Raw genomic sequence first — 19275 nt, forward strand, 5'->3', positions numbered from 1 at the left:
GCCGCCCGAGTCGAGGCCGGGACGCCCCGGCCCGCAGAACAGCGGCCCCGGGCCGGAGTTCAGGAGCCGAGCAGCGCCTCGACAGCTCCGGCGGTGCCCGGGAACGCCGTCAGCAGCGGCAGAGGACCGGCGAACCCACCTTCCGGTACGTCGTGCGCCGTCCCCCACTCCCCCGCGCACCCCAGCAGCCCGGCCGCCGCGTCGGTGCTCGCCGGGTGCGCGGCCAGCAACGCCGTGACCGGCCCGGCAGGTGGCCGCCGGGCGGCGGTGACCCCGGCCGGGGTGCGGCGGGCGTGCCACGGCGGCGTCCATCCGTCGATGGCGGCGAGCGTCGCGGGGAACGTGCGGCCCGCTTCCCTGGTCAGCACGGGCACGAGCTCGGCCGCGTGCTGCCGCAGCGTGGTGATCAGCGTCGGCAGCCACGGGAGCAGCACCGGGTCGGGGAGCTGCCCGAACGCCTTGGAGAGCGTCTCGACCACGAACGGCGCCATCCGCGGGACCGGTTCGAGCGCCTGGACGAAGCCGCTCACATACTGCGGGACGGCCGGGACCACGAGCGGGTTGCCGAGCAGGTCGTCGACGAGCGCGCGCAGCTCGGCAAGGGACAGGTCGCCGAGCTGGTGGCGGGCGGCCCACAGCAGGGCGAGCTTGGCGGGGCTCTCCGGGTGTGACTGCCGGACCGCGATCTCCAGCTGGGCGCGGTCGCAGCCCAGGGACAGCGCGAGGCTCTCCAGGTCGAACAGGAAGCCGAGCATGGCGCCGACCTGCCGTACGCCGGTGTCGTCCTCGACGAACGCGGTCGGCAGCAGCGTGCAGTAGTGCGCGTAACCGGCGGTCACGAACCGCTCGCACCAGGCCGGCAGCACCGGGGTGGTGGCCCGGTAGTGCCCGAGCAGTCGCCGGATGCGCCGCAGCACGTCGGGTGCGTCGTCGACGGTGCGCTCGGCGGCGAGCAGCTCGACCGCCCGGGCGCCGAGCTCGTCGGTGAGCCGTGGGCTCCGCAGGAACAGCAGGGAGTGCTCGACGGCCTTGAGCGCGGTGGCCGCTGTCGCGTCCGGGTGCCACGCGTCGCGGCGCAGTCGTTGTTCGAGGACCTGTTCGACGGTGACGCCCTCGTAGCCGAGCTCGATGATCGCCCGCTGGTGGCGGCCCAGGTCGAGGTCCCAGCTCTCCTGGATGGGCTTCTCGCCGAGTTTGCGGCTGCCCATGATCGGCCGGACCGCCTGGTCGGGCAGCAGGTAGCGCAGCATCCAGAGCAGCTGGGAGCAGGGTGCCAGCTCGGGGCGGGCGGCCAGGTCGAGCAGCGCGCGCTGGATGCTGCGCTGGTCGAGGTTGAGCTCGAGCGGGGCGAGCCGGTCGTAGACGTCGCGGGCCAGGGGCGGCAGCGCGTCGTAGCCGACCTGGCCGATCCGGTCGCCGCCGAGCAGGATCTCGCAGAGTCGCCGCACGTCGCGCCGGCCGGGCACGGTGTCCTTCTCGATGCAGGTGATCGCCGCGTCCTGGAAGTCGTACGGCGTCGGCCGTGCCCGCCCGCGCATGCCGGCGAGCAGCACGGACGTCTCGAAGACCGCGATCGCGTCGGCGGTGCTGGCGAGGTATCCGTTGCGGCGGGCGAGCCGGACGATGTCGACGCACCAGCCGCGCAGCTCCTCCTCGTCGAGCCCGTCGAGCGCGGGCGGCCCGGCCAGGTAGCCGGTGAGGTGGTCGGTGACCGGCGGGTCCGTGGCGACGGGCGCCGGCAGCGCCTTTCTCGCCTTCTTCCCGCCTTTCTGCCCGTCCAGCCGGAACGGGGTGAGCCGGAGCCTCGTCAGCTGTTTCTGCCAGGTGGTGGCCGCGATCGACACCGAGCCGGGCGCCAGGCCGAACTGAGCCTCGATCGCCGAGTGGCTGGACGGGATCAGCCCGTAGAGCCAGGTGGTGCCGGTTCGCGGGGTGATCGCGAAGTCCGGGGTGCCGGGCGCCGAGCCGACCTCGGGCAGGCGGCTGGCGGCGTGGAACGCGCCGCAGAGGTAGAGGCAGTCGGCCGGGTCGGTCCCGGTGGCCGCGAGGTGCTCGCGGATCCGGGTCCACATGTAGCGCTCCCGGTCCTCGTCGCTGCCGAACCGCTGGGTGTCGTGCGGGGCGAGCCGCCGGAACAGGCTGCCGATCATGGTCATGACCTGCCGGTACGTGTCGTGGTCGGCCCCGGCGAGGGGCTGCTCGACATACTGGTCCCACCACTCGGACCAGTGCCGCACCCGCCCGTGGTGCAGCAGGTGCTCCTCCAGCTCGGCGAAGCGCGGCCGCAGGTCGCCGATCTCTACGCCGACCGCGTCGCCGTGCAGGTCCTCTTCCGGCTCGCCGCTGCCGGTGTGCGCCCCGGCGCCGGGCTGCCATTGGAAGACGTGGTCGGTCGAGCGGTCGACCAGGACCAGCTCGACGCCGGGGGTGTCCAGCGCGTACGCGATCGCCTGGTACTCCGCGGACGACTCGGTGACCGGCGCGATCACCGAGAGCGGCGCCGACTCCTTGGGAAAGCCGTCGAGCTCGGAGGCGAAGGCCTGCAGCGCCACCGGCAGCCGGCAGTTGCGCAGCTCGGTGAGCAGCGGCTGCAGGTCCTCGCAGAGCTCCAGGTAGACGACCTTGGGCTGTTTCTCGCGCAGCCGCCGCAGCATGGCCAGGGCGGAGGCCGGTGAGTGGTGGCAGACCGGGAAGATCTCCAGCGGCTCCCGCAGCGCGTGGTCGACGTCGTCGACGATCCCGGCGAGGATCTCGGGCAGCGCCGCCGGCCCGTCCGCGAGGGCCTGGGCCGCGCCCAGCAGCTGGTCGCGCAGCGGATCGAAGGCGTTGCTCATGACAGTGTGGCGATCGCCTGGCGGCCGCCCTCCAGGAAGCCGGTCCATTCGCCGCTCTGCTCCTTGCTGCGCGGCTCGACGATCCCGTGCCAGTACTTGTTGAGAATGGCGAGGTCCTCGGGGCTGCGCCGGGCGAGCGAGCCGACCAGTGAGGAGGCCAGGGTCTCGGCGGTGAGCGCGCGGGCGCCGAAGAAGTTGCTGTGCAGGATCGCGTCCTCCAGGACACCGATCTGCTCGGCGGTGGAGAGCGCCGACTCGAGGCGCTCGTCGTCGCTGGTGGCCGACGCGGACGCGGCGCGCAGGTCGGCGAAGCTCTGCAGCAGCACGTCGAGCAGGGTCGGCGGGACCTCCAGCTCGATGTTGTGCCGGCGCAGCAGTTCCTCGGTGCGGAACCGGACGATCTCGGCCTCGCTCTTCTTGTTCGTCACGACCGGGATGCGGACGAAGTTGAAGCGCCGCTTGAGCGCCGAGGAGAGGTCGTTGACGCCCCGGTCGCGGCTGTTGGCGGTGGCGATGATGCTGAAGCCGGGCTTGGCGAAGACGATGTTGTCGTCGTCGAGCTCGGGGATCGACACATACTTCTCGGACAGGATCGAGATCAGCGCGTCCTGCACGTCGCTGGTGGACCGGGTCAGCTCCTCGAAGCGGCCGATGACGCCGCCCTCCATCGCCGTCATGATCGGTGACGGGATCATCGAGGCGCGGGACTGGCCCTTGGCGATGACCATCGAGACGTTCCACGAGTACTTGATGTGGTCCTCGGTGGTGCCGGCGGTGCCCTGCACGACCAGTGTGGAGTTGCGGCTGATCGCGGCGGAGAGCAGCTCGGCGAGCCAGCTCTTGCCGGTGCCGGGGTCGCCGATCAGCAGCAGGCCGCGGTCGGAGGCGAGGGTGACGATGGAACGCTCGACGAAACTGCGGTCGCCGTACCATTTCTGCTCGACGTCCCGGTCGAGGCCGTCGGCGCGTTCGGAGCCGAGGATGAACAGGCGCACCATCTTCGGGCTCAGGCGCCAGGAGAACGGCTTGGGGCCGTCGTCGATCGACTCGAGCCAGTCCAGCTCGTCGGCGTACTTGACCTCGGCGGGCGCGCGCAGCATGTCGGTCATGGGGGGTCTCCTGTGGATCGGTGTCAGACGAGGAAGTTCTTCAGCTCGGTGACGAGCTTCTTGATGTGGCCGGAGAGGACCGGGGTGCCCTGGTCCTTGAATCGCTGCCGGAACCACGGGTTGACGCTCTGCTGGCCGCCGCTGCTGACCGACCCGACCGGGATGAACTTGACCCCGGCGCGGTGGATGGCCTGCATGCCGTCCCAGACCGCCTGGGACTGCCACTCGTAGAAGTCGGAGATCCAGACGACGACGGTGTTCCGCGGGTCGGTGATCTTGGGGCGGGCCAGGTCGAGGGCGACGGTGCCGTCGGTGCCGCCGCCGAGGTGGGTGTGCAGCAGCACCTCGAACGGGTCGTGCACCCACGGGGTCAGGTCCAGCGCCCGGGTGTCGTAGGCGACCAGGTGCACGTCGACCTTGGGCAGGCCGGCGAAGATCGAGGCGAGGATCGTGCAGTTGACCATCGCGTCGACCATCGAGCCGGACTGGTCGACGACCACGATCAGGCGGGCCGGCTCGATCCGTTTCGCGGTCTGCTTGTAGTAGAGCCGGTCGACGTAGAGGCGCTCGTCCTCCGGGCTCCAGTTCGGCAGGTTCTTCCAGATGGTCCGGTCCAGATCGAGATTCCGGAAGATCCGCTTCGGGGGTACGGACCGGTCGACCGTCCCGCTGGACGCCTGCGCCACCTGGGTGCGCAGCACCTCGGCCACCTCGTCGACGAAGCGCCTGATCAGCGCCTTGGCGTTGGCCAGCGCCACGCCGTCCAGGTTGTCCTTGTCGCGCAGGAGCTGCTCGATCAGCGACATGCTCGGGGTGAGCTGCCGGGCGAGCCGGTTGTCGGCCAGCACCTCGCGCAGCCGCATCCGGCTGACCAGGTCGCCCTCGATCCCGGCGAGGGTCGCGCCGAGACCCGCGCCGGCTCCCGCACCGGTGCCCGCCCCCGCGCCGGCGGACCGGCCGCGCAGCCCGCCCGGCTCGCAGCCCATCGCCCGTTCGAACCAGCCGGCGTCGGCCTGCCAGCGCTGCAACTGCTCGGCGGTGACGCTGCCGGAGCCGGTCCCGAACACGTTGAGAAGCAGTTTCGAGACCAGCGCGGCGCGCCGGACCTCGCCGTCACGGTCGTCGCCGGGCTCGCTCATGAGGGCGTCGAACTCGGCCTCCAGGTGCGGGAACCGCTGCACGACGGTATCCACGGAGACGGCCGGGTCGAGCAGCGCGGCGGGCAGCCCGAGGTCGCCGACGATCGCCATGCTCCCGGACTCCAGTGCCGCCTGCTCCTCGGGGTCGAAGAGCCGGGCGAGCAGCCGCCAGTAGAGGATCTGCCGCTGGGTCTCGGCGCTCATTTGCGCAGCAACCTTCCCGCGCGCTCGCGCAGCACGTCGACCGCCGTGCCCGCGGCCGCCTCCGCCTTCGCGGCCTTGGCCTCGGCCGGGCCGAGCGCCCAGTCACCGCCGTGCACCGTGACCGGTTTCTTCTTCACCACGGCCTGTACGGCGAGCGGCTGCAGCAGCCACCTCCCGTCCCACCGCAGCAGGCCCAGGCAGGCCGTCGACGCGGCGGCCAGCGCCGGGGTCAGCGGCCCGGCGGCGGGCAGCCGGTCCAGGTCGAGCGCGACGGTCACGCCGCCGCCCAGGTCGAACCCGCCGTCGCTGTGCCCGTAGCCCTCCAGCAGGACCGGCTCGGCGAGCGCGGCCGGATGCCGGTCGAGCGGCGCGACCGGCATCGCCGCGGCGGCGCCGAGCCGCACCCGGGCCGCCGCGAACGGGTCGGCCGGCTCGCCGGCGGCGGCCTTCGACTCGTCCCAGATCAGGTCGCCGCCGATGGTGAGGCCCATGCCGGTGATCTCGGCCGTGCGGCGCTCGGCCAGGATGCCGCGGAAGATCGGGAAGGCGCTGAGCATCCGCCACGCGGAGGGCCCGCTGATCGTGTCGACCTTGGCGGCGGCGACGCTCGTGCGCACCAGCCGGACCGTGCCGTCGGCGCTCTCCAGCAGGGCGTGCGCCTGCGCCCGGAACACGGTGGGGTGCTCGTGCAGGTCGACGCCGAGGATGATCAGCCGCCCGTCGGCCGGGGTGACCCCGGTGCCCGGGTAGCCCTCCTGGGACAGCAGCAGCGCCCGCATCCACAGGTCGGCCCAGCGGCGCACCGGGACGCGGGGCAGGGTGGCGACCGGGGCGGCCGAGCGCAGCTCCGCGGCGAGCCCGTCCAGCAGGACGGCGAGGCGCCGCGTGCCGGGGCCGGCCAGCAGCGACTGCACGGGCTGGGCGGCGCCGGCGGCGAGCTCGTGGCCGACCCCGCGCCAGCCGGCGATGGCCAGTTCCCGCAGCCACGACCGGCTGCCGGCCAGCAACTGACCGGAATCGGTCACGGTGGCGGCGGGTGCGGCGACGCGGGACCGGCCGAGCGCCGTGTCGAGGGCGGACTGCAGGGCGTCGTGGGCGGCGCCGAGCAGCGCGGCCCGCGCCCCGGCCAGGGCGGCCAGGTGCTCGTCGGTGACCGTCCCCGCGATGATCTTGCCGACGGCGTCGGCGATGCGGTCGCCGAGCGGCGTGCCGGCGAACGCGGCGGCGAGGGACTCGCACGCGGCGGCGCGCTCCTCATCGATCCGGGCGAGGCCGTGGACCAGGGCGTCGTCCACGCCGTCGACCAGCGCGAGCGCCTCGGCGACACCGTCCGGGGTGGACCTCAGGGCGTCGGCGAGCATCAGCGCACCGCCGGCGCGGCCGGGAACCACTGCAGCTCGGGCAGCGGATCGGTGGTGGGCGCGACCTCGAGGTAGGCCAGGTGGCGCAGGAAACCGGCGAAGACCTCGGCGGCCCGGTTCGGCGCGGTGGCCGGGTGCAGGCCGGCCCAGAGGTCGTCGCCGCCGTCGGGAAGGTCGGCCTTCAGGTAGCGGGCGACGCGGTCCACCCCGTACTGCGCGACCGCGGCGTCGGCCAGCGCGCGCAGATGGTTGCAGGCACGGGAGCCGCCGGCCAGGCCGCCGCACGGACGGTTGTTGTTGGTGTTGCAGCTCAGCCCGTGGTCACCGGCCGTGATCGAGGACACGTAGACGCGCTCGACGTCGGAGCCGCTGGACACCACCCCCTGCAGGCGCCCGTCGGCCAGCTCCACGAACGGCACCTTGGCCAGTTTCCGTGGCTGCACGGGCGCGATCACCGGTGCCGCGCTGCGTCGCTCGTAGGCGGCGCCATCGGTTGTCACAACAGTCCCTCCCTCGTCCTTTTCAGTGGAGGTAGTTGTATCGGAGACCTACGACAAAAACGTCGGCGGGACCGGCAACGATCGTGGCGGTACGGGTGTACGCGCAGTTCAGAGGCCGGAGATTCGGATTCCCGCGGCGGTGAGCATACGCGGGTGGGCCCGTCGCCCGGACGCTGCCACGACCCGGTCCGGGCGGATCAGCAGGGCCCGCGCCGTACCCGGGGAATGCAGTGCGAAGCCGGCGCCCAGCGACGGCTCCAGCGCGGCGGGGCACAGTCGTCCCCCACCGCGGCCGACGAGCGGGCCGCGGCGCAGCGCCGGCCAGACGATCGTGGTCGCGCGCCGCTGGACGCCCGGCAGCCCACTCACGCTGCGTAGCAGACGGCGGGGGACCGGCCCGCCGGTCATCAGCCGGCCGACCAGCACCGCCATGCGGATCATGCTTCGCGCGTACGGCCGGCGCTCGCTCTCGTACGTCGTCAGCAGCCGCTCCTCGGCGTGCCCGTCGAGGACCATCGCCAGCTTCCACGTCAGGTTCGCGGCGTCGCGGATCCCGGCGCACATGCCCTGCCCGATGAACGGCGGGGTCAGGTGCGCGGCGTCCCCGAGCAGGAAGACGCGCCGGTCACGCCACCGGTCGGCGACCGCGCCGCGGAACGTGTAGGCCGCCTCCCGCAGGATGTCCGGTTCGGCGCCGCGCAGCCACGGCCGCATCCGCTCGCGCGCGTCCACCGGCTGCCTGAGCAGGAACTCCCAGCGATAACGCCCGGGCGTGACCATCATGAACGTGGCCGCGGCGACCGGGTCGCACACCTGCTGCACCCCGTCGTAGACGTCCAGCGGCGCCGGCGACACCGCGTCCACCACCAGCCACTCCTGCGAGAAGCCGAGATCCTCCCAGCCGGCGCCGATCGCGGACCGGACCAGACTGTTCGCCCCGTCGCAGCCGAGGACCGCGCCGGCGGTCAGCTCGTCCTCGCCCGCGGCTGATCGGTAACGGACACGCACGGGGCCGGATGGAGGCTGATCGACGCCGTGCACCTCGATGCCGCCGCGGAGCCGGGCGTGCGGCAGCCCGCGCAACGCGGCGCGCAGCACCCGTTCCAGATCGGGCTGGTCGAACATGTTGGCCTGCGGGAAGCCGTGCGGGCCGACCGGATCACGGGTGAACGTGGCGAGCGGCCGCATCGCCGGGTCGACCAGCTGCATGCCGGGCGCCGGGCGGGAGATCGCCCGCAGCTCGTCCGCGAGCCCGAGACCGGCGAAGATCCGGAACACCTCGTCGTCGAAGTGGACCGCGCGGGGCAGTGGATACGGCTCGGGGAAGCGCTCCAGCACCAGGCACTCGATGCCCCTGCGTGCCAGCATGATCGCGGCGGTCAACCCGGTCGGGCCGGCCCCGACGATCACCACCGGCACATGTTCCACTAGGACAGGGTGCGCAGAACCACGGCGGATCCGCCAGCCAGGAGCAACCCGACCGCCCCGAACCCGAGGACCGTGATGCGGCCCAGGCCCAGGTCGGCGATCCGGGCGGCGAGCACCTCGGCCCGGGTGCGGGTGGTGAAGAAACCCGGGACGAGGCCCTTCGCGGTGACCCGGCCCAGCGCGAACACCGGGACGCCGCGGGGCATCCGCACCTCGGTCAGCTCCAGGCGCTCGTGCTTCTTCAGGCCGTCGACGATGTCGGGCGGGACGATGGCGGGCAGCGGCACCGGCGCCGCGCGACGGTAGGCGACCCGGACCGTCTCGACCACGGCCGGGTCGGTGCGCAGCGGCTCGTCCAGCCCGCGCGGGTCGACCGCGGTCCGGCCGGTGGCGTCGGCGATCGCCGGCCAGGCCGGGGCGGTGACGTCGAGCAGCAGGTCGTAACTGTCGTCGGAGCTGCGTCGGCTGGGCTCACGGGTCAGCCGGACCTGGTACCAGACGCAGTCCTCGCCGCTGACCGGCCCGGCCTGCGGACCGGCTGTCCCGTACTCGGTGCGGGCCTCGGCGGCGACCCGGCCGCCACGCCACGAGCCGATCGGCGACGGCACGACCCGCCGCAGGACGCGCGCCTCGCGGAGAGTGCCGAGGTGCAGGAGGAGGAAGATGGCGGCGGCGCCCATCAGGAGCGCGCCGAGACAGAAGCCGATCGTTGCGACCGTGACCACGTGGTCAACGTAGAGCGCCCGGGCAACCGGGAAATCCATCGATCGCACTCGACTTGCCACCGGCCGGCCGGATCCGGCTCAGCCGTCGTCACCTCCGACGGCGGCGCATCTCCTCGTCGAAGGAGCGCTGGGCCTCGCGCATCACGGCCAGCTCGGCCGGGTCGCCGAACCGTTCGAGCGCGGTGGCCTCGTCGACGTCCTCCAGGTGCGCCTGCACCCACCAGATGTTGCCGGTCGGGTCCTTGACGCGGCCGCCGCGGTCGCCGACGATCCCGGAGGTGAAGACCGGCGTGACCAGGGTGGCGCCCGCCTCGATCGCGCGCGCCACCACCGCGTCCGCGTCGTCCACGTAGACGCTGAGCAGGCTCGGCGTCTCCGGCCACTCGGGTCGCGCGTCGAACGCCATGATCACCGACTCGCCGATCCGGATCTCGGCGTGCCCGATCGTGCCGTCGGGATTGCGCACCCGCCCGGCCTTGCCGGTCGCGAACACCGCCTCGACGAAGTCGAGAAAACGATCAGCGCCCTTCACCGCCACGTAGGGCGTCACTGTCGACTTGCCACCAGGAATCCTCATGGGCCGAGCCTCCGGCATCAAGCGGCCACTTTCCGGCCGCAATGAGAACCATTCAAGACCTGCCTATTCGGTACGCCGTGAGCGCCGCCCGCCGGCGGGCTCTTCACCGTCCCGGTGGCACGGGGACCCGGTCGAGCTCGATCCCGAAGTGCGTCCGGTAGGCGGCGAGCACGTCCTCGTCCGACTCCAGCGTGATCGTGACGCCGTCCCGGATCAGGGAACGGCCGCTCAGCGTGATCCGGCTGTCGCCGTCCAGGCGCGAGCAGACCGGAGTCCTGCGGAAGGTCGATTCCGGCCAGGTCTGCTGCCACCAGCAGGTCGGCGCGAAGTCGGCCAGGGTCCGGGTGCGGCGCTCGATCCGGTACTGCGGCTCGCCGTTGCGGTGGACGTCGAGGTCACCGTCGCCGGCGGGGATCACCTCGAACCGGCCGCCCGGGTCGAGCTGCTCCCCCGGCTGGTTCAGCAGCGGGTACGACGAGTGCCGCCCGAATCCCACGTCCACGAGCCACCGCCCGTCCACGATCAGCGACAGGTGGTCGAAGAGCGGCCCGAACCCCGCCTCCCCGCGGTGCACCCGTGAGGCTACCCGCTCGACCGGGTAACCCAGCTCTTCGAGAAGCAGCGCGAACAGCCCGTTCAGCTCGTAACAGAACCCGCCGCGGCGGCGCCGCACGATCTTGTCGAACAGGTCGTCCGGGTCGAGGGAGATCGGCTCGCCGAGGTGGATGCTGAGGTTCTCGAACGGTACGGCGCTCTGGTGTGCCCGGCTCAGCTCGCGCAGCGCGTCGTCGCCGGCGGCGACCGGGCGCGCCACCCCGATCCGGTCCAGATATGCGTTCACGTCCACCCGCACAGCTTCGGACATGAAGGCGACTCGAGGTCAATGACGGCGTTGACAATGATGTCGGTCACTGTCAGGGTCGGGCGAGCACCCCGCCGCACCGGAGATGGCGCATGACGGCTGATCATCCCCTCCCCTCCGACCGGGCCCGTGACCTCGTCGCCGGCGCCTACGACACGCACGTGCACGTCGCGCCGGACGTGATGGAGCGGCGGATCGACGACGTCACGCTGGCCCGGCGGTTCGCCGGGGTGGGGCTGGCCGGCTTCGTCCTCAAGTCGCACTATGTCCCGACCGCCGAGCGCGCCGAGGTGGTGCGCGGGGTCGTGCCCGGCGTCGAGGCGCTCGGCGCGCTGACCCTGAACGGCTCGGTCGGCGGCCTGAACCCGGTCGCCGTGGAGATCGCCGGGCGGCAGGGCGCGCGGGTCGTCTGGCTGCCGACCGTGGACTGCGCGAACGAGCGGGCCGGCGTCTCCTCGCTGCCGCCCGGCGCCACGCTGCCGATGTGGGCGGCGCTGCAGTCCGAGCTCGCCGCGCAGGGCATCGCCGCGCCCGCGATCGAGGTGGTCGACGACGCCGGGCGGATCGTCCCGGCGCTGCACGAGGTGCTCGCGGTGATCGCCAGGCACGACATGGTCCTGGCGACCGGGCACCTGAGCGGGACGGATATCGTCGCCGCGGTGGACGCGGCCGCGGCTGCCGGGGTGCGGCGGATCATCGTGACGCACCCCGAGTTCACCTCGCAGCAGCTCGACGTGGACACCCAGCGGCGCCTGGCCGGGCGGGGCGCACTGCTGGAACGGTGCTTCACCACGGCGTACACCAGGAAGGTGCCCTGGGAGGTCCTCTTCGAGCACATTCGCGAGGTGGGTCCGGAGCACTCGATTCTCAGCAGCGATCTCGGGCAGCCGTTCAATCCCCCGGTCGAGGACGGGCTGGCGTTGCTGGCCGACCGGCTGCTCGGCGCCGGGTTCACCGGCGACGAGGTACGGACGATGGCGGTCACCAACAGCCGCCGTGTCCTCGGACGCTGAGCCGGTCGTCACCGGGCGGCGCGACGGGCGACGAATCCGGATAATCCTCCGCATGACGAGCAGTGATCTGTGGACCGAGGACGCCGCCCGGCGCTACGACGTGGACTCGGCGGAGATGTTCGCGCCGGAGGTGCTCGATCCGGCCGTGGACCTGCTGGCCCGGCTCGCCGGGGACGGGCCGGCGCTGGAGTTCGCGGTCGGCACCGGGCGCGTCGCCGTCCCGCTGGCCGGGCGAGGTGTCCCGGTGAGCGGGATCGACCTGTCCGAGCCGATGGCCGCTCAACTGCGCGCCAAGGCCCCGGATCTCCCGGTCGTCGTCGGGGACATGGCGACGACCCGCGTCCCCGGCGAGTTCTCCCTGGTCTACGTCGTGTTCAACAGCCTGGGCAACCTGCGGACGCAGGACGAGCAGGTCGAGTGCTTCCGTAACGCGGCCCGCCACCTGGCGCCCGGCGGCCGGTTCGTCATCGAGCTCTGGGTGCCGGACATCCGCCGCTTCCCGCCCGGTCAGACCGCCGTGCCGTTCGTGGTGAGCGAGGAGCACACCGGCTTCGACACGTTCGACATGGTCACCCAGCAGGGCGCCTCGCACCACTACCGGCGCCGGCCGGACGGCACCATCGATTACGGCGTCAGCAACTTCCGCTACCTCTGGCCCGCCGAGTGCGACCTGATGGCCCGGCTCGCCGGCCTGGAGCTGGAACAACGCACCGCCGACTGGAAGGGCGCGCCGTTCACCGCGGACAGCGGGAGCCACGTGTCGGTCTGGCGCAAGCCGTAACCGAGCGGTGGCTCTGAGAATTCTCTCAGAACCGATCCATAGCGTCTGATGCCTGATTAATCCCCGATCAGGCAGAGGAGCGTCAATTGTCTTCGCCCCGCGTCACCAGGATCGTCTGGCCGCTGTTCCGCGTCGTCATCGGCCTGCTGTTCACCTGCCACGGGCTGTCCAGCCTGTTCGGCATGTTCGGCGGCAGGGGCGGCACCGGAGCGACCATCCCCGTCGGTACGTGGCCCGGCTGGTATGCGGCCGTGATCCAGCTCGTCTGCGGCGTGCTGGTCCTGCTGGGCCTCTTCACCCGGCCCGCCGCCATCCTCGCGTCGGGCTCCATGGCCTACGCCTACTTCACCGTCCACCAGCCGGACGGGCTGATGCCCATCGAGAACGGCGGCGTCACGCCGGCCCTCTACTCCTGGACGTTCCTGATCATCGCGGTGTTCGGCGCCGGCGCGTGGTCGCTGGACGAGCTGATCGCCGCCCGGCGCCGGCCGGCGACGATCACGGCCGAGGAGAAGGTCACGGAACCCGCCTGACGACGAGCGGTCACGGCGTCACCGGACCCGCCGGCGCAGGGAGGCGGCGGACGGTGGCGCCGTGAGCCGCCGGCCACGGACAGGAGCGGCCCACTGTCACCGTGGGGGCGGGCAGGGGCCGTGGGGGTGCCGTTCCGGCGGCACCACCCGCGGGACCCGTGCCGGGCTCAGGCGCGCGTCAGCCAGAAGACCAGGCCGATCGACTCGTCGGTGAACTCGCGCGCGTCCGCCCACTCCGGCTCGCCCGCCGCGAAGTCCGTCGCGAGGACCTCGTCGGCGACGAGCTCCCCGTGCTCGGTGAGGGCCAGCGCCGTGTCCTCACCGGCCCGGAACCGCAGCCGGATCCGGTCGGAGACCTCCAGACCGCTGGCCTTGCGGGCCTCCTGGATCTGGCGGATCGCATCGCGGGCCAGGCCGGCGCGGCGCAGCTCCGGCGTCAGGTGCAGGTCGAGCGCCAGGGTCGCGCCCGAGTCGGAGGCGACGGCCCAGCCCTCGCGCGGGGTCTCGGTGATCACGACCTCGTCCGGCGCGAGGGCGATCTGCTCGTCGCCGACCGTCAGGGTGGCGGCTCCCGTCGTACGCAAATCGTGTTTGAGCTCTGCGGCGTCAGCCGCCTGGATGGCCGCCGCGACCTGCTGGACCGCTTTGCCGAACCGCTTGCCCAGCGCCCGGAAGTTCGCCTTGGCGGTGGTGTCGACGAGCGAGCCGGCCAGGGCCTCGACGGCGTTGACGTTCAGCTCGGCGGAGATCTCGGCGAGCAGGTCGGCGGGCAGGTCGGCGCCACCGGAGACGAGCGCCCGGGCGAGCGGCTGGCGGATCTTGAGACCGGACTCGGCACGCGCGGTGCGGCCCAGCTCGACGAGCCGGCGGGTCGTCGCCATCTGCGCGGAGAGCTCGTGGTCGATCAGCGACTCGTCGGCCTGCGGGAACGCGGCGAGGTGCACCGACACCGGGGCCTGCGGGTCGACCGGGACGATCAGGTCCTGCCAGACCCGCTCGGTGACGAACGGGGTGATCGGCGCCATCAGCAGGGTCACGGTGCGCAGCGCCTCGTGCAGCGTCGCGAGGGCCGCCGGGTCGCCACGCCAGAAACGACGGCGGCTGCGGCGGACGTACCAGTTGGAGAGGTCGTCGATGAACGCGGCGATCAGTTTGCCGGTCTCGTGCGGGTCGAACGCGGCCAGGGCGGCGTCGACCTTCGTGATGAGCTGCTGCAACTCGGAGAGCACCCAGCGGTCCAGAGCGGTCCGCTCGACCGGCTCGTCCGACGGGACCCACCCGGCGGTACGGCCGTAGAGGGCCTGGAACGCGACAGTGTTCCAGTAGGTCAGCAGGACCTTGCGGACGACCTCCTGCAACGCGTTGTGACCGACGCGGCGGGCCGACCACGGGGAGCCGACGGCGGCCATGAACCAGCGGACCGCGTCGGCGCCGTGCTGGTCCATCAGCGGGATCGGCTGCAGGATGTTGCCGAAGTGCTTGGACATCTTGCGGCCGTCCTCGGCGAGGATGTGGCCGAGGCAGACGACGTTCTCGTAGGACGACTTGTCGAAGACCAGCGTGCTGACCGCCATCAGCGTGTAGAACCAGCCGCGGGTCTGGTCGATCGCCTCGGAGATGAACTGGGCCGGGAAGCGGCTCTCGAACAGCTCCTTGTTCTTGTACGGGTAGCCGAACTGGGCGAACGGCATGGAGCCGGAGTCGTACCAGGCGTCGATGACCTCGGGGACCCGGCGCGTCGTTTCCGGACATTGCGGGCAGGTGAACGTGACCTCGTCGATGAACGGCCGGTGCGGATCCAGCTCGGACAGGTCACGGTCCGCCAGGCGGCTGAGCTCCTCACGGCTGCCCACGCACGTCAGGTGGTCGTTCGAGCAGCGCCAGATCGGCAGGGGCGTGCCCCAGTAACGGTTGCGGGACAGCGCCCAGTCCACGTTGTTGTTCAGCCAGTCACCGTACCGCCCGTGCTTGATGCTCTCGGGCTGCCAGTTCGTCTTCTCGTTCTCCCGCAGCAGCGCGTCGCGCACCGCGGTCGTCCGCACATACCACGACGGCTGGGCGTAGTAGATCAGCGCGGTGTGGCAGCGCCAGCAGTGCGGGTACTTGTGCTCGTACGGCTCGTGCTTGAAGAGCAGCCCGCTCTCCTTGAGCTCCTCGACCAGCGGGGAGTTCGCCTCGCGGAAGAACATGCCGCCGACCAGGTCGATCTCCGGCTCGAACGTGCCGTCGCGGCGCACCGGGTTGACCATCGGCAGGCCGTAGGCCCGGCAACTGGCCAGGTCGTCCGCGCCGAACGCCGGCGACTGGTGGACCAGGCCGGTGCCGCTGTCAGTGGTCACGTAGGTCGCCAGGATGACGATGTGCGCGTCCGGCACGTCGACCAGCTCGAACGGGCGCTGGTACGTCCAGCGCTCCAGCTCCTTGCCGAGGAAGGACTCACCGGTCGGCGTGAAGCCCTCCGGGATCAGCGGCTCGGCGACGACCAGGCGCTCCCGGCCGTCGGTGACCACGACGTACGTCACGCCGGGGTGCACCGCGACAGCGGTGTTCGACACCAGGGTCCACGGCGTCGTCGTCCAGACCAGCAGCGACGTGGTGCCCGCGAGGGGGCCGGAGGTCAGCGGGAAGCGCACGTAGACCGACGGGTCGACGTCGATCTCGTAGCCCTGGTCGAGCTCGTGGTCCGACAGCGTCGTCTGGTCGCGAGGGCACCACGGGGCCACCCGGAAGTCCTCGACGAGCAGGCCCTTGTCGAAGATCTGCTGCAGCGACCACCACACCGAGTCGATGTACTCCGGGTCCATCGTCCGGTAGGCGTCGTCCATGTCGACCCAGTAGCCCATGCGCTGGGTGAGCTCGGCGAACGCGTCGGTGTGCCGGGTGACCGAGTCGCGGCACCGGGCGTTGAACTCGGCGATCCCGTACGCCTCGATGTCCTGCCGGCCGGAGAAGCCGAGCTCCTTCTCGACGGCCAGCTCGACCGGCAGGCCGTGGCAGTCCCACCCGGCCTTGCGGGCGACGTGGAAGCCCTTCATCGTCCGGTAGCGCGGGAACACGTCCTTGAAGACGCGCGCCTCGATGTGGTGCGCGCCGGGCATGCCGTTCGCGGTCGGCGGACCCTCGTAGAACACCCATTCGGGGCGGCCCGCGGACTGCCGCAAGCTCTGTCCGAAGACGTCACGATCCTCCCAGAAACGCAGGATGTCGTGGTCAAGGGCGGGAAGGTCGACCTGAGCGGGAACCGGGCGATACATGTTCCGAGACTTTACTCAGCCCCGCTCACCCGGCGACGCCGACCGCCCTGGTGGAGCATGCCGGGACCGGCCACGATGCCGATCGGACACGGTAGATGGAGCGTCGGCGATGCGCTTGTCCGGGGGCGATTTCGCCGTACGCGGGAATCGGGCCGGTTTTTGTCGGTGGGTCCCGCTAGTTTGCCGGGCATGACCGCCGATCTGTCGTTCGAGCAGCTCGCCCAGTGGATCGAGCAGGGCCGCGTGCGGCCGATCGCCGACGCCCTGACCACGATGGGCGAGCCGGCCCGCCGCGCGCTGGGCCGGCGGTTACCCGAGTTGACCGCCGTCCGGATGCCCTGCCCGGAAGGGATGGACCAGCACGCCTGGTGGCGCCTGATGGATCGGCGCAACGCCGCGATGCGGGTGGCCGGTGCCGGGTGCCTGACCGGCGCGTCCAAGGTGGTCAGCTGGCTGCGCAACTTCGGGACCGGCGACGACCCCGCGCTGGCCGCGACGGTGATCCAGGTGCTGGGCGCGCCCGGTCGCCCCTCGCTCGCCGCCGTGGCCCGGGGCATGGCTACCCGCCTGCGACCCAACCAGGTCGACCTGCAATGGCGGCTGATCAGCAGGTTGCTCGACGCGGCCGGCGAGCCGGTTCCACCGACCGAGGCGACGCTGCTGGGCTGGCTGCGTGAGACCGGGTGCAGCGCAGAATCCTTGAGAGCCGATTCGCGTACGGCGTATCTGCTCCCCCACGTCTTCACGATCCCGCGGCTCGGCGGCGAGGTGAGCCCGGGCGGCCTGGCCAACCTCACCGAGCAGCGGGCCGTGGTGCTCGACGGCTGCGTGCACCGGCTCGCCGAGGGTGACCGCCCGGGCGCGATCCGCTCGTTCGTACAGCTGCACCGGCTCCTGGCGCCCACCCCCGACGAGCTCGCCGAGCACCGGCAGACCTACCTGGGGATGCTCGACAGCCCGCACAGCACCGTCGTCGACGTCGCCCAGCGGGCGCTGCACGGCGTGGACGACCCCGGGCTGGTCGCCGACGCGTCGCTGTCGGTCCTGCCCCGTACGGAGAAGAAGCTGGTCCGCGCCCAGCTCGCCTGGGCTGACACGGTGCTCGCCGCCAAGCCGGATCCGGTCTTGTTCGAGGCGTTGCTGACCGGCCTCACCAACGAGTCGGTCGACCTCGCCGAGCGCACCGTCCGAGTGATCGCCAAGCACGTGGCGAACTTCGACACCGCCGCGCTGGCGCAGGTCGCGGAGGGGTTGACCGGTGACCTGCGACGCCAGGTGGCCGCGCTGCTGCCCGCCGACCCGGTCAGGGCTGCCGCCGGCACAACCCGCCGCGCCGTCGCCGGCACACCCGGTGGCCCCGCCGGATTCGCCGGCACGCCCGCCGAGCCGATGCCGGCGGCGCTGCGGTCGGTGCCCGAGGTCGTCGCGGTCGTCGGCACGTTGCTCGATCAGGCCGACCGTGACCCGGTGCTGCTGGAGCAGGCCCTCGACGGGCTGGTCCGGTTCGCGCACCAGGATCGGGCCGGGCTCGCCGTCGCCCTGGCGCCGAAGACCCCGCACTGGCCGGACCCGTTCTCCCGGCTGCTCCGGGCTGTCGTGGAAGGCACCTGGACGCCGTGGCGGCCGGACTCCTGGGAGCAGTGGTCGTCGCCGCCGTTCTGGATGCTTGTCGAACGGCTCGGGGAGATCGGCCGCCTGATGACCGGCTCCCCGCCGCCGGCGTTGCTGGCCACACCGGCCACCGTGGACGGGCACGTCGACCCGGCCCGCGTGCTGGATCTGCTCGTCACCGCCGACCAGGACGGCTGGCAGCCGGGGCCGTTCGACCTGTCCCAGGCGGTGCTGCGGCTGCCCCGCACGATCGGCCCGGAAATCCTGGCCGGCGCCGAGCGGCTGGTCAGCCCGGCCGGCCGGTTCTTCGCGACCTGGCTTCGCGGTGGTGGGCTGCCCGATCCCACGGTCGTCGTCGGCGAGGCGGTCTGGCACCGCTGTTCCCCGCCGGAGGTGTGCACCTGCCGGCGGCCGCGGCGGGTCCGCTGGATCAGCTCGTTCGAGCCGCCCACCCTGCCCGTGCCGGTGTCACCGGCCGCTCTCCCGCCGCCGGCCGACCCGCCGATGCATGTGGCGCTGACGCCGGATGCGCTCCCGGCGCCGCCGGAACCCACCGGCCTCCGCTGGACCACGCCCGGGCCACCCCGCACCCCTGACGACGCCTCGCGGGAGGAGTGGCCGGCGGCGGCGCTTCCGGCACTCGCCGTGCCGGAAGGGCTGCTCGGCATCCCGGTCGACCGCGGCCGCACGCCGAAGCGGCGGCACAACGAATCGGTGGTCGCCTGGCCCATGGTCCTGCCGGGGCACCCGGAGATCATCGCCGCGCACGCGCTGCCGGAGATCCTCGGGGCGATCGACGGCGATGACCGTTTCCACCTCGGTGTCCTGCCGGTCCTCGCGGCGTCGACCGGGCCGTCCGGGCCGGCGACAGCGCTCTGCGTCGCACTCGGACTCAGCGCGGACCAGGCCCCCGGCCGCGTCTTCGCCACCGACGCGTTCGTCGACCTGGCCGTCCGCGGAAAGCTCGACGCCGCTCTGGTCGGTCGCGAGCTGGCAGACCTTCACCGCGGCGGCCGGGTGACCGTCAAGCGGGTCGCGGCCTGCCTCACCGAAGCCGTGCGCGCGGGCCTGGCCGCCGAGGTGTGGGCCACCGCCCGCGAGATGCTCCCGGCCGTGCTCGCCGATCCGGGCCCCGGCACCCCGGATCTGCTCGCCGTCGCCGAAGCCGCGGCGGCCGTCGAGCACGCCACGGACGACCTCCCGGAGCTGTCCGCCGGCGCCACCCGCCCCGGCCGCAACCGCCTGATCACCGAGGCCGCGCGCCTCGCCCGAACCCTCGCCGACAACCGCTCGCCCGCCCCCGCCTGACATCCGGCCATTTCCGCTGCGCTGCCTCCTCCCGGC

General features: G+C 72.5%; 14 protein-coding genes. 4 read left to right on the plus strand and 10 right to left on the minus strand.

Going from position 1 to position 19275, the window contains the following annotated elements:
* Window positions 1-59 precede the first annotated feature (59 nt).
* The 9 genes from Acy02nite_RS01930 to Acy02nite_RS01970 all read right to left on the minus strand — a co-directional run bounded on the left by Acy02nite_RS01930 (window position 60) and on the right by Acy02nite_RS01970 (window position 10742).
* Complete coding sequence (locus Acy02nite_RS01930) at window positions 60-2834, minus strand: DUF5682 family protein (protein ID WP_203737990.1); 2775 nt, start codon at window positions 2832-2834, stop codon at window positions 60-62.
* Window positions 2831-3943: an ATP-binding protein gene (locus Acy02nite_RS01935; protein WP_203737991.1), complete on the minus strand. Its 1113-nt coding sequence runs from the start codon at window positions 3941-3943 to the stop codon at window positions 2831-2833. Before Acy02nite_RS01935 ends, Acy02nite_RS01930 begins: the two co-directional genes overlap by 4 nt.
* 23 nt (window positions 3944-3966) lie before the next feature.
* Window positions 3967-5286 carry a vWA domain-containing protein gene (locus Acy02nite_RS01940; protein ID WP_203737992.1) on the minus strand — a complete coding sequence of 440 codons (1320 nt, stop codon included), beginning with the start codon at window positions 5284-5286 and terminating at the stop codon, window positions 3967-3969.
* Window positions 5283-6647, minus strand: coding sequence for a hypothetical protein (locus Acy02nite_RS01945; RefSeq protein ID WP_203737993.1), 1365 nt, complete (start codon window positions 6645-6647; stop codon window positions 5283-5285). The genes Acy02nite_RS01940 and Acy02nite_RS01945 overlap by 4 nt, the downstream gene beginning before the upstream one ends.
* Window positions 6647-7147, minus strand: a complete 501-nt coding sequence (locus Acy02nite_RS01950) for a hypothetical protein (protein ID WP_203737994.1) — start codon at window positions 7145-7147, stop codon at window positions 6647-6649. Before Acy02nite_RS01950 ends, Acy02nite_RS01945 begins: the two co-directional genes overlap by 1 nt.
* Window positions 7148-7255: 108 nt before the next feature.
* Window positions 7256-8575, minus strand: coding sequence for a bifunctional 3-(3-hydroxy-phenyl)propionate/3-hydroxycinnamic acid hydroxylase (locus Acy02nite_RS01955; protein WP_203737995.1), 1320 nt, complete (start codon window positions 8573-8575; stop codon window positions 7256-7258).
* Window positions 8575-9339, minus strand: a complete 765-nt coding sequence (locus Acy02nite_RS01960) for a hypothetical protein (RefSeq protein WP_203737996.1) — start codon at window positions 9337-9339, stop codon at window positions 8575-8577. The genes Acy02nite_RS01955 and Acy02nite_RS01960 overlap by 1 nt, the downstream gene beginning before the upstream one ends.
* A gap of 49 nt (window positions 9340-9388) precedes the next feature.
* Complete coding sequence (locus Acy02nite_RS01965) at window positions 9389-9877, minus strand: VOC family protein (RefSeq protein ID WP_203737997.1); 489 nt, start codon at window positions 9875-9877, stop codon at window positions 9389-9391.
* A 103-nt stretch (window positions 9878-9980) separates the two neighbouring features.
* Window positions 9981-10742, minus strand: a complete 762-nt coding sequence (locus tag Acy02nite_RS01970; protein ID WP_203737998.1) for an arylamine N-acetyltransferase family protein — start codon at window positions 10740-10742, stop codon at window positions 9981-9983.
* Window positions 10743-10831: 89 nt separating this feature from the next.
* Between Acy02nite_RS01970 and Acy02nite_RS01975 the strand changes: the two genes are divergently transcribed.
* The 3 genes from Acy02nite_RS01975 to Acy02nite_RS01985 all read left to right on the plus strand — a co-directional run bounded on the left by Acy02nite_RS01975 (window position 10832) and on the right by Acy02nite_RS01985 (window position 13066).
* Window positions 10832-11752 (plus strand): DUF6282 family protein, encoded by a 921-nt coding sequence (locus Acy02nite_RS01975; RefSeq protein WP_203737999.1) that lies wholly within the window; start codon window positions 10832-10834, stop codon window positions 11750-11752.
* A 52-nt stretch (window positions 11753-11804) separates the two neighbouring features.
* Complete coding sequence (locus tag Acy02nite_RS01980) at window positions 11805-12533, plus strand: class I SAM-dependent DNA methyltransferase (RefSeq protein ID WP_203738000.1); 729 nt, start codon at window positions 11805-11807, stop codon at window positions 12531-12533.
* Between the two features lie 86 nt (window positions 12534-12619).
* Window positions 12620-13066, plus strand: a complete 447-nt coding sequence (locus Acy02nite_RS01985; RefSeq protein WP_203738001.1) for a DoxX family protein — start codon at window positions 12620-12622, stop codon at window positions 13064-13066.
* Between the two features lie 167 nt (window positions 13067-13233).
* On the opposite strand, the gene ileS is transcribed toward Acy02nite_RS01985, so the two are convergent.
* A complete protein-coding gene (ileS, locus tag Acy02nite_RS01990) occupies window positions 13234-16320 on the minus strand; it encodes an isoleucine--tRNA ligase (RefSeq protein WP_203738002.1) in 3087 nt (1028 codons plus the stop codon).
* 189 nt (window positions 16321-16509) lie between these two features.
* On the opposite strand from ileS, the gene Acy02nite_RS01995 reads away from it, so the two are divergent.
* Window positions 16510-19239: a hypothetical protein gene (locus tag Acy02nite_RS01995; RefSeq protein WP_203738003.1), complete on the plus strand. Its 2730-nt coding sequence runs from the start codon at window positions 16510-16512 to the stop codon at window positions 19237-19239.
* Window positions 19240-19275: the final 36 nt, after the last annotated feature.

The sequence above is a fragment of the Actinoplanes cyaneus genome (genome assembly GCF_016862095.1).
Taxonomy (GTDB): domain Bacteria; phylum Actinomycetota; class Actinomycetes; order Mycobacteriales; family Micromonosporaceae; genus Actinoplanes; species Actinoplanes cyaneus.

Excerpts from the sequence above, each read along its gene's own strand:
- Acy02nite_RS01975 (WP_203737999.1), top strand. The coding sequence starts at position 10,832 with ATGACGGCTGATCATCCCCTCCCCTCCGACCGGGCCCGTGACCTCGTC.
- Acy02nite_RS01995 (WP_203738003.1), top strand. The coding sequence starts at position 16,510 with ATGACCGCCGATCTGTCGTTCGAGCAGCTCGCCCAGTGGATCGAGCAG.
- ileS (WP_203738002.1), bottom strand. The coding sequence starts at position 16,320 with ATGTATCGCCCGGTTCCCGCTCAGGTCGACCTTCCCGCCCTTGACCAC.
- Acy02nite_RS01980 (WP_203738000.1), top strand. The coding sequence starts at position 11,805 with ATGACGAGCAGTGATCTGTGGACCGAGGACGCCGCCCGGCGCTACGAC.
- Acy02nite_RS01965 (WP_203737997.1), bottom strand. The coding sequence starts at position 9,877 with ATGAGGATTCCTGGTGGCAAGTCGACAGTGACGCCCTACGTGGCGGTG.
- Acy02nite_RS01960 (WP_203737996.1), bottom strand. The coding sequence starts at position 9,339 with ATGGATTTCCCGGTTGCCCGGGCGCTCTACGTTGACCACGTGGTCACG.
- Acy02nite_RS01970 (WP_203737998.1), bottom strand. The coding sequence starts at position 10,742 with ATGTCCGAAGCTGTGCGGGTGGACGTGAACGCATATCTGGACCGGATC.
- Acy02nite_RS01930 (WP_203737990.1), bottom strand. The coding sequence starts at position 2,834 with ATGAGCAACGCCTTCGATCCGCTGCGCGACCAGCTGCTGGGCGCGGCC.
- Acy02nite_RS01935 (WP_203737991.1), bottom strand. The coding sequence starts at position 3,943 with ATGACCGACATGCTGCGCGCGCCCGCCGAGGTCAAGTACGCCGACGAG.
- Acy02nite_RS01945 (WP_203737993.1), bottom strand. The coding sequence starts at position 6,647 with ATGCTCGCCGACGCCCTGAGGTCCACCCCGGACGGTGTCGCCGAGGCG.
- Acy02nite_RS01940 (WP_203737992.1), bottom strand. The coding sequence starts at position 5,286 with ATGAGCGCCGAGACCCAGCGGCAGATCCTCTACTGGCGGCTGCTCGCC.